Here is a 9995-nt window from a genome sequence, read left to right as displayed (position 1 = left end):
ACGCCCGGTTACATTCCGAACCCGGAAGCTAAGCCTCACAGCGCCGATGGTACTGCAGGGGGGACCCTGTGGGAGAGTAGGACGCCGCCGAACAAATTTTAGAGAGCTGGTCCCCGAACTTCGGTTCGGGGACCAGCTCTTTTTTGTTTTGCTTTACTTCGAGTTCACGTTGCGCGACCAGGATCCGCAGCATGAGTACTGCTGCCATGCTCAGAGCCGCGGGCGTCGGAGCCGGTGACGAGGTCGTCGTACCGGCCTTCGGGAACGCCGAGGTCGCCGACGCCGTCACCGAGGCCGGCGCCACCGTCGTCTTCGCCGACATAGACCCGGTCACGTACTGCCTGGACCCCCTCGCGGTCGAGGCGGTCATAACTCCCCGGACGGCGGCGCTCGTTGTCGTGCACCGCTTCGGCCGCACCGCCGACATGGCGCGGCTGCGGGAGCTCGGCCGGCACCATGAACTGCTGGTGCTCGAACAGGGCGAGTCCGAGGCGCCGTACGACGAGATCGCGCAGCGCAGGGAGCGGGCCTCCTATCTCGACAGCCGGCTCAGCGGCGTCCACACGCCGGCCGGCGGCGACGGACACACCTACCAGCAGTACGTCGTCCGGGTGCCCGGCAACGGGCGGCCGGATCGGGACGCCTTCGCAAGGGCCGTGCGTGACAGGGGAGTCGAGTGCCGGGTCCCGGTGAAGACCCCCGTGCACCGTCTGCCCGGGTTCCGCCGCGACGTACAGCTTCCCGAGACCGAGCGGGCCGCCGACGAGACCCTTTCGCTGCCCGTGGACGGGACGCTGACGAAGCGCGATATGCAGCGGATCGTCTCCGTGTGCAACGCGCTCGGCGGACTGCTGCAACCTGCCTTCTGATCAGGGGCGGACTGGTTGGGAACACAGCCCAATTCAGGGTATGATCTCTCTTGTTGCCGCGAGGGAGACCTCGAAAGCGACAGGCCCCCCTAGCTCAGTCGGCAGAGCGTCTCCATGGTAAGGAGAAGGTCAACGGTTCGATTCCGTTGGGGGGCTCAGACAGAAAAGGCCTCCGCCCTTGTGGGCGGGGGCCTTTCGCATGTCGGAAAGCATTCGCGTATACCGGCCGGTGCGACCTGTGCCCCCGGGACACGCATTCCGGGGGCACAGGTCGCCGTGCCTCAGTCCTTGTGGAGGCCGGGGACGCGCATCGCCAGGATCGCCATGTCGTCCGACGGGGCGTCGGAGGCGAAGCGTTCGACCGCACGCATGATGCGCGCGGCGACGGCGCCTGCCGTCAGCCCCGTGCATGTCGTGAGGACATCGGCGAGTCCGTCGTCACCGAGCATGCGGGTGCCCTCGCGGCGCTCGGTGACACCGTCCGTGACACACAGCAGGACGTCGCCCGGATCGAGCGTGACCCTCTGCTCGTACAGCTCCAGGTCCTCCATGACCCCGAGGAGCGGCTGCGGTTCGGCGGCCGGCTCGACCGTGCCGTCCTGGCGCAGGCGCAGCGGCAGCGGATGGCCGGCGCAGACGACCTTCAGGACGGCGCTGCCGTCCTCCTGGGGCCACAACTCGCCGTAGAGGAGGGTCAGGAAGCGGCTGCGGGCGCCCTCGTCGAGGATCGCGGAGTTCAGCCGCTCCAGGACGGCGGGGCCGCCGTAGCCCTCGCGGGCCAGCAGGCGCAGTGCGTGCCGGGCCAGGCCGGTGACCGCCGCCGCCTCCGGGCCCGTACCGCAGACGTCGCCGATGGCGAAGCCGTAGGCGCCGTCGCGGATCGGGAAGAGGTCGTAGAAGTCGCCGCCGACCTCGTTGCCCTCGCCGGCCGCGCGGTAGATGACCTCAACCTCGACGCCCTCGATCTGGGGGAGTTCCGGGGGCAGGAGGCTGCGCTGGAGGGACTGGCTGATGGCCGTGCGCTCCGAGTACAGACGGGCGTTGTCCAGGGCGAGCGCGGCGCGCCGGGAGAGGTCCTCGGCCAACTCCAGGATCTCCTGGCGGAAATGCTCGTCCGAGGGCTTGCCGAGGGTCAGCATGCCGATGACCCGGTTGCGGGCGACCAGGGGCAGGACCACGGTCTCGCCGCCGACCGCGGCGGCCGTCGCCAGTGTCGTGCCGATGCCGGAGCTCACCGAGGTGTGCTCGCCGAGGCCCAGGCTGCGCATCGAGGTCCGCAGGGCGGCGTCGTGGGCGGCCGCGGCCGGGGCCGCCCAGACGCGGGCGCCCGGGGTGGGCACCGGGTCCGGCGGGGCGATCTTCGAGAGCAACGCCTTGAGGCCGTCGATGAGTTCCTCGTCCTCGTGCAGGACGTACGAGAGGTACGGATCGGAGGCCTGGTCGGCGATCGTGTAGACGGCGCACCAGGTGGCCAGGGTCGGGACCGTCATCTGCGCCATGAGGGCGAGGGTCTGGTCGCGGTCCAGGGTGCCGGCGAGCAGGTCGGAGGCCTCGACGAGGAAGGACAGTGAGCCGCGGCGCAGGCGTTCCAGCTCGCCGAGGCGGGCCGATTCCACCGCCAGGGCGATACGGTCGGCGGCGAACTGGAGGCGCAGGGCCTCTTCGTTGGAGTAGCGTCCGGGCGATTCGGCCGCGACGCCGAGGGAGCCGGTGAGGCGGCCCTCGACCTTCAGCGGGACGGTGACGACCGAGCGCATGCCGGTGCCGCCGAGGAGCGGGACGGCGCCGGGGACGACCGTCAGGTCCTCGTGGACGGCGGGCATGCGGGCCGAGCCGTAGCGGCCGGGGCCCGCCTCGACGGGGACGCGGGCGAAGCGCTGGCGCGCGGAGGGCAGGCCCGTGGAGGCGCGTACCTCCAACTCCGTTTCGTCGTCGGTGGCGAGGAGCAGGAAGGCGGAGTCGCCGTCGAGCATGTCGCGGGCCCGTTCCACCGTGCGCTGGAGGAGGCCGTCGAGGTCGTCCGGGGCCGGTGATCCGATGAAGACCTCGAACGGATCGGTGGCCTGGCCCTCGGCGTGGGAGCCCGAGTCGGAGGCGGGTCCGCGCAACGGGGTCTGGAGGACGGCGCGTTCGTGGTCGCGGACCAGGAGGCAGACGGTGGAGGGCTCGCCGCCGGTGTCGCGGACGCGCAGGTGCGAGGCGTACACGGGGGTGACCCGGCCGTCGGCGCAGCGGACGCCGTAACTGCCTTCCCAGCGCGAGAGTTGCAGGGCCTCGACGATGCCGGTGCCGGTGCCGGGGGTGTGCGGCCAGGCCGCGAGGTCGGTGAGCGGTTTGCCGGTGACCTGCTCGGCCGCGTATCCGAAGAGTTCCTCGGCGTCCTCGTTCCAGGCGTTGATCGCGCCGGTGCGGTCGATCTGGATGACCGCCACGCGGACGCGGCCGTCGGCCAGGGGGAGGAGGTCGGCGGGGAGCGAGGGGCCGGCGGTGCGGGTGCCGATCGCGCGCTCGGGCAGGTCGAGCTGGAACCAGACCTGCTTCTGGGTGGGTGTGTACTCGACACCCCAGCGGCGGGCGAGGGCCGCGCACAGCTGGAGGCCGCGGCCCCCCTCGCGGTCGGGGCTGCCCATGTTGACGGCCGTCGCCTGGAGTGGGATCTCTCGTTCTGGGTAGTGGTCCGCCACCTCGATGCGTACGCCGTCGTCGCTGCGCAGACACAGAACGTCGGCGGAGGTGCCCGCGTGCACGACGGCATTGGTGACCAGTTCGCTGGTCAGTACGACGGCGTCGTCGACGATGTCGGCGAAGCCCCAGCCCTGGAGGGTGTCCCGGACGAACGAGCGGGCGGTCGCGACGGAGCGTCCCACGGGTTCGAAACTGGCGGCCGCGCGCGCGGTGATCACAGAACTCCTTGTCCGGTCGTCGGCATGCGGGGTTCCGAGGCCTGCCCGCTCCTGTGTGGGCAGAGCGTGGTGCCCTGTCGGCCGGGGATCCTGGGGTGTCCCTCCAGGATGCAGTCCGGTGGTCATGGTGCGGTGCCCCTCCGATGCCTGCCCGCTCGTGCTCGTGCCACCGTCCAGGCCGGACGGGACCGGCACGGCTGGACAGCCGCTTGCAAGGTTACTTACCTCCGAGGCCCCTGCGGATGCCGGTCACGGGTGTTTCCGTCTTGAAGAGTGCGGTGTTTCCGTTCGGACAGGTGCGTGTGATTGCCTCCGGCCATGGCTGGAGGACTGTCCCGAGTGTGTGCGGACGATGTGCGAAGCTGCCGAACTGTTATGGCCTGGTTCGGCCGGGGTGAAACACTGGGCAGGCTCCAGGTAGTAGGTCCGGGCAGGTCGGATGCCTCCCGTGCACCACGAGAAGAAGTACCCGAGTACGCCGAGCAGTATCGGTCGACCCTTGCGGGAGGGACACAGTGGAGTCTGGCGCAGCGACGCGGGGCGGTAGGACGCGCGCGAAGGGCGGACAGTCCCTGAAGAGCGGGCGCGCACCGCGCACCGGCACCACCGAGGTGGACACGGCGGACCTGAACAGGCTGCTGGCGGCCCTGGTGTCGATGCGGGACGGCAACTTCCGCAAGCGGCTCACTGTTTCCGGTGACGGCGTCATGTCCGAGATCTCCGCGGTCTTCAACGAGGTCGCCGACCGCAACATGCACCTGACGGGTGAGCTGTCGCGGGTACGGCGGGTGGTGGGCCGTGAGGGAAAGCTCACGGAACGGCTGGAGGCGGGCGCCGGTGAGGGCGCCTGGGCGGCCGCGATCGACGCGTCGAACGCGCTGGTGGACGATCTCGTCCGTCCCGTCTCCGAGGTCGGCCGGGTGCTGTCCGCCGTCGCGGAGGGCGATCTGTCGCCGCGCATGGATCTGCGCGCGCAGGCGGCGGACGGGAACGGGCATCCGCTGCGCGGTGAGTTCCTGAAGGTCGGCCGGACCGTGAACAACCTGGTGGACCAGCTGTCGACGTTCACCGACGAGGTCACGCGGGTGGCCAGTGAAGTGGGTACCGAGGGCAAGCTGGGCGGTCAGGCCCGGGTGCGAGGTATGTCCGGTTCGTGGAAGGACCTGACGGACTCGGTCAACACGATGGCGTACAGGCTCACCGCTCAGGTGCGTGACATCGCTCTCGTGACGACGGCGGTCGCCAAGGGTGATCTGTCGCGGAAGGTCACCGTTCATGTGGCCGGCGAGATGCTGGAGCTGAAGAACACCGTCAACACGATGGTCGACCAGCTGTCCTCGTTCTCCTCCGAGGTGACACGCGTCGCGCGCGAGGTGGGCACGGAGGGTGAGCTGGGCGGTCAGGCCCAGGTGCCCGGTGTGGCCGGTGTGTGGAAGGACCTCACCGACTCGGTGAACCTCATGGCCGGCAACCTGACGGCCCAGGTGCGCGGGATCGCGCAGGTGACCACGGCGGTCGCGAGCGGTGACCTGTCGCAGAAGGTGACCGTCTCGGCGCGCGGTGAGGTCGCGCAGCTCGCCGAGACGATCAACCAGATGACCGAGACGCTGCGGACGTTCGCCGACGAGGTCACGCGTGTCGCCAACGAGGTCGGCGGCGAGGGCCGGCTCGGCGGTCAGGCGAACGTGCCGGGGGCGGCGGGAACGTGGAAGGACCTGACGGACTCCGTCAACACGGTCTTCCGGAACCTCACCACTCAGGTGCGTGACATCGCCGCCGTCACGACCGCCGTGGCCAACGGTGATCTGTCGCAGAAGGTCAGCGTCCAGGTCGCGGGCGAGATGCTGGAGCTGAAGAACACCGTCAACACGATGGTCGACCAGCTGTCGTCGTTCGGTGTCGAGGTCACGCGGGTGGCGCGCGAGGTCGGCGTCGAGGGTGAACTGGGCGGCCAGGCCCAGGTTCCGGGGGTGGCCGGAACGTGGAAGGACCTGACGGACTCCGTCAACACGGCGTTCCAGAACCTGACCGGTCAGGTGCGCAACATCGCCCAGGTGACCACGGCGGTCGCGAACGGTGATCTGTCGCAGAAGGTCACCGTCGAGGTCGCCGGCGAGATGCTGGAGCTGAAGGTCACCGTGAACACCATGGTGGACCAGCTGTCGAGCTTCGCCGACCAGGTGACGCGGATGGCCCGTGACGTGGGCACGGAGGGCCGCCTCGGCGGACAGGCCCGGGTGGACGGCGTGTCCGGCACCTGGAAGGAACTCACGGACTCCGTCAACTTCATGGCGGGGAACCTGACGTCGCAGGTACGGCAGATCGCCCAGGTGACCACGGCGGTGGCCCGCGGTGATCTGTCGCAGAAGATCGACGTGGACGCGCGCGGCGAGATCCTGGAGCTGAAGAACACCATCAACACGATGGTCGACCAGCTCTCCGCGTTCGCGGACCAGGTGACCCGGGTGGCCCGTGACGTGGGTACGGAGGGCCGGCTCGGCGGGCAGGCGCAGGTGCCCGGCGTGGCCGGTGTGTGGCGCGACCTGACCGACTCGGTGAACGGCATGGCCGGCAACCTCACCGCTCAGGTGCGCAACATCGCGCAGGTGGCGACGGCGGTGGCCCGGGGTGATCTGTCGCAGAAGATCGACGTGGACGCGCGCGGCGAGATCCTGGAGCTGAAGAACACCCTGAACACGATGGTCGACCAGCTGTCGAACTTCGCGGAGCAGGTGACGCGGGTGGCCCGCGAGGTGGGCACCGAGGGCATCCTCGGCGGGCAGGCCGAGGTGCAGGGTGTCTCGGGCACCTGGAAGGACCTCACCCAGTCCGTGAACTTCATGGCCAACAACCTCACCATCCAGGTGCGCAACATCGCCGAGGTCACGACCGCGGTGGCCATGGGAGACCTGTCGAAGAAGATCACCGTCGACGCCAGGGGCGAGATCCTCGAACTGGTCACCACGGTCAACACGATGGTCGACCAGCTGTCGTCGTTCGCCGAGCAGGTGACCCGGGTGGCCCGTGAGGTGGGCACTGAGGGCCAGTTGGGCGGTCAGGCGCGGGTGCCGGGGGTCACGGGCATCTGGAAGGACCTGAGCGACAACGTCAACCTGATGGCCTACAACCTGACCATGCAGGTGCGGAACATCTCGCAGGTGGCGGCGGCGGTCGCCAACGGCGACCTGACCCGGACGGTGACGATCAAGGCGAGCGGTGAGGTCGCGCAGCTCGCCGACACCTTCAACACCATGGTGAAGACGCTGAGTTCGTTCGCCGAGCAGGTCACCAAGGTGGCCCGCGAGGTGGGTACGGACGGCATCCTCGGCGGTCAGGCGCACGTCCCCGGAGTCGCGGGCACGTGGAAGGACCTCACCGAGTCGGTGAACGGGATGGCGTCCAACCTGACCGGCCAGGTGCGCAACATCGCGATGGTCACCACGGCCATCGCCAAGGGTGATCTCACCAAGAAGATCGACATCGACGCGCGCGGCGAGATCCTGGAGCTGAAGACCACCATCAACACGATGGTCGACCAGCTGTCGTCCTTCGCCGAGGAGGTCACCCGAGTCGCCCGGGAGGTGGGCACCGAGGGGCAGTTGGGCGGTCAGGCGCGTGTCCGGGACGTCGACGGGACCTGGCGCGACCTCACCGAGTCGGTGAACGAGATGGCCGGGAACCTGACCCGGCAGGTGCGTGCCATCGCGCGCGTGGCGACCGCGGTGACCCGCGGTGACCTGAACCTGAAGATCGACGTGGACGCCTCCGGCGAGATCCAGGAGCTCCAGGACTACATCAACAAGATGATCGCCAACCTGCGCGACACCACCATCGCCAACAAGGAGCAGGACTGGCTGAAGGGCAACCTCGCGCGGATCTCCGCCCTGATGCAGGGCCGGCGCGATCTCGACGACGTGGCCTCGCTGATCATGAGCGAGCTGACGCCGGTGGTCTCGGCCCAGCACGGCGCGTTCTTCCTCTCGATGCCGCTGGTCGACGGCAAGGACGCGGCCACGGAGGACGACGAGGCGTACGAGCTGCGCATGCTCGGCTCGTACGGCTACTCGATGGGTTCCATGCCCACCTCGTTCCGGCCGGGTGAGGCGCTGATCGGGACGGCCGCGCAGGAGAAGCGCACGATCCTGGTGGAGAACGCGCCGAGCGGCTATCTGAAGATCTCCTCCGGACTCGGCGAGGCACCTCCGGCCCAGGTCATCGTGCTCCCGGTGCTCTTCGAGGGGACCGTCCTCGGTGTGATCGAGCTGGCGTCGTTCACACCGTTCACGCAGATCCAGAGGGACTTCCTGAACCAGATCGCGGAGATGATCGCGACAAGCGTCAACACCATCTCGGTCAACACCAAGACCGAGGTGCTGCTGCGGCAGTCGCAGGAGCTCACCGAGCAACTGCGGGAGCGTTCGGCTGAGTTGGAGAACCGGCAGAAGGCGCTCCAGGACTCCAACGCGGAGCTGGAGGACAAGGCCGAGCTGCTGGCCCAGCAGAACCGCGACATCGAGGTCAAGAACACCGAGATCGAGGAGGCCCGGCAGGTCCTGGAGGAGCGCGCCGAGCAGCTCGCGGTCTCCATGCGCTACAAGAGCGAGTTCCTGGCGAACATGTCGCACGAGCTGCGCACCCCGCTCAACTCGCTGCTGATCCTGGCCAAGCTGCTCGCCGACAACGCGGACACGAACCTCACGCCGAAGCAGGTCGAGTTCGCCGAGACGATCCACGGCGCGGGTTCCGACCTGCTCCAGCTGATCAACGACATCCTCGACCTGTCGAAGGTCGAGGCGGGCAAGATGGACGTGTCGCCGACCCGCATCGCGCTCGTCCAGCTCGTCGACTACGTGGAGGCGACGTTCCGTCCGCTGACCGCGGAGAAGGGGCTCGACTTCTCCGTGCGGGTCTCGCCGGAACTGCCCGCCACGCTGCACACCGACGAGCAGCGGCTGCTCCAGGTGCTGCGCAACCTGCTGTCCAACGCGGTGAAGTTCACCGACTCCGGTGCGGTCGAGCTGGTGATCAGGCCCGCCGGGGCGGATGTGCCGGTGGCGATCCGTGAGCAGCTCCTGGAGTCGGGTTCGCTGCGGGACGCGGACGCCGACCTGATCGCGTTCTCGGTGACCGACACCGGGATCGGGATCGCGGCGAGCAAGATGCGGGTGATCTTCGAGGCGTTCAAGCAGGCGGACGGCACGACCAGCCGCAAGTACGGCGGTACGGGTCTGGGGCTGTCCATCTCGCGGGAGATCGCGCGGCTGCTGGGCGGCGAGATCTACGCCCAGAGCGAGCCGGGACGCGGTTCCACCTTCACGCTGTACCTGCCGCTGCACCCGAGCGAACTGCCGCCGCAGGGGTACGGGCAGCTCGCGCCGACGATGGAGGCGGGGGAGCTGCTGGCCTCCGAGGCCGAACTGCGCAGCATCGGCATGCCGGCCGAGGTGAAGTCGTATCAGGACGCCCAGAACGGGCCCGCCGCGCTGTTCAGGAGGCGCCGCAGGGCACTGCCCACGGCCGAGCAGCACGCGGACGCGGCCGGGCAGCAGGAGGGCGGTGCGGGCGCCGCTCAGGAGCCGTGGGCGGCCGCCGGGCAGCAGGACGCGGGAACGCAGCAGGGCCGGGGCATCCGCTTCGAGGGCGAGAAGGTCCTGATCGTCGACGACGACATCCGCAACGTCTTCGCGCTGACCAGCGTCCTGGAGCAGCACGGGCTCTCGGTGCTGTACGCGGAGAACGGCCGCGAGGGCATCGAGGTCCTGGAGCAGCACGACGATGTGACGGTCGTTCTGATGGACATCATGATGCCCGAGATGGACGGCTATGCCACGACCACGGCGATCCGGCGGATGCCGCAGTTCGCGGGGCTGCCGATCATCGCGCTCACGGCGAAGGCCATGAAGGGCGACCGGGAGAAGGCGATCGAGTCGGGTGCCTCCGACTATGTGACCAAGCCGGTCGATCCCGATCATCTGCTCTCGGTGATGGCGCAGTGGATGCGTCAGGAGTGACACACTCGGGGAGTGACGCGGGCCGTCACGGTGTGCCGGGCATCGGGACACCGTGCGCCACGGCCGTTCCGGTCGGCCCCGTGTCGGATGACTGACTGTGCCCGAAGCCGTGTAGAAGCACGGGATACGGGGAACCTTCTGGTCCCCTGCCGCGTTTCTGCTACGTGCACAGTGACATCACGGTGACAGGGTGTGGCGACGGGCGGGGTGCG

General features: G+C 69.0%; 3 protein-coding genes, 1 tRNA gene and 1 rRNA gene. 4 read left to right on the top strand and 1 reads right to left on the bottom strand.

Going from position 1 to position 9995, the window contains the following annotated elements:
• The 3 genes from rrf to ACZ4AA_RS15600 form a co-directional block, all read left to right on the top strand.
• Positions 1-93: ribosomal RNA gene (gene rrf / locus ACZ4AA_RS15610) — 5S ribosomal RNA — on the top strand; the annotation flags it as partial.
• Between the two features lie 113 nt (positions 94-206).
• Complete coding sequence (locus ACZ4AA_RS15605) at positions 207-869, top strand: DegT/DnrJ/EryC1/StrS family aminotransferase (RefSeq protein WP_467601378.1); 663 nt, start codon at positions 207-209, stop codon at positions 867-869.
• An 83-nt stretch (positions 870-952) separates the two neighbouring features.
• Positions 953-1025: transfer RNA gene (locus ACZ4AA_RS15600), tRNA-Thr, on the top strand.
• 125 nt (positions 1026-1150) lie between these two features.
• Here ACZ4AA_RS15600 and ACZ4AA_RS15595 read toward each other — a convergent pair.
• Positions 1151-3898, bottom strand: coding sequence for a SpoIIE family protein phosphatase (locus ACZ4AA_RS15595; RefSeq protein WP_467601345.1), 2748 nt, complete (start codon positions 3896-3898; stop codon positions 1151-1153).
• A 389-nt stretch (positions 3899-4287) separates the two neighbouring features.
• Between ACZ4AA_RS15595 and ACZ4AA_RS15590 the strand changes: the two genes are divergently transcribed.
• The gene (locus ACZ4AA_RS15590; protein WP_467601343.1) at positions 4288-9783 is read left to right on the top strand and encodes a HAMP domain-containing protein; all 5496 of its coding nucleotides are present in this window, start codon (positions 4288-4290) and stop codon (positions 9781-9783) included.
• Positions 9784-9995 lie beyond the last annotated feature (212 nt).

Source organism: Streptomyces sp. NPDC024698, from assembly GCF_055559015.1.
This window is presented reverse-complemented; position numbering and strand designations above follow the sequence as displayed.

Coding starts and splice junctions, on each gene's coding strand:
- ACZ4AA_RS15605 (WP_467601378.1), top strand. CDS start 207: ATGCTCAGAGCCGCGGGCGTCGGAGCCGGTGACGAGGTCGTCGTACCG.
- ACZ4AA_RS15595 (WP_467601345.1), bottom strand. CDS start 3,898: ATGACCACCGGACTGCATCCTGGAGGGACACCCCAGGATCCCCGGCCG.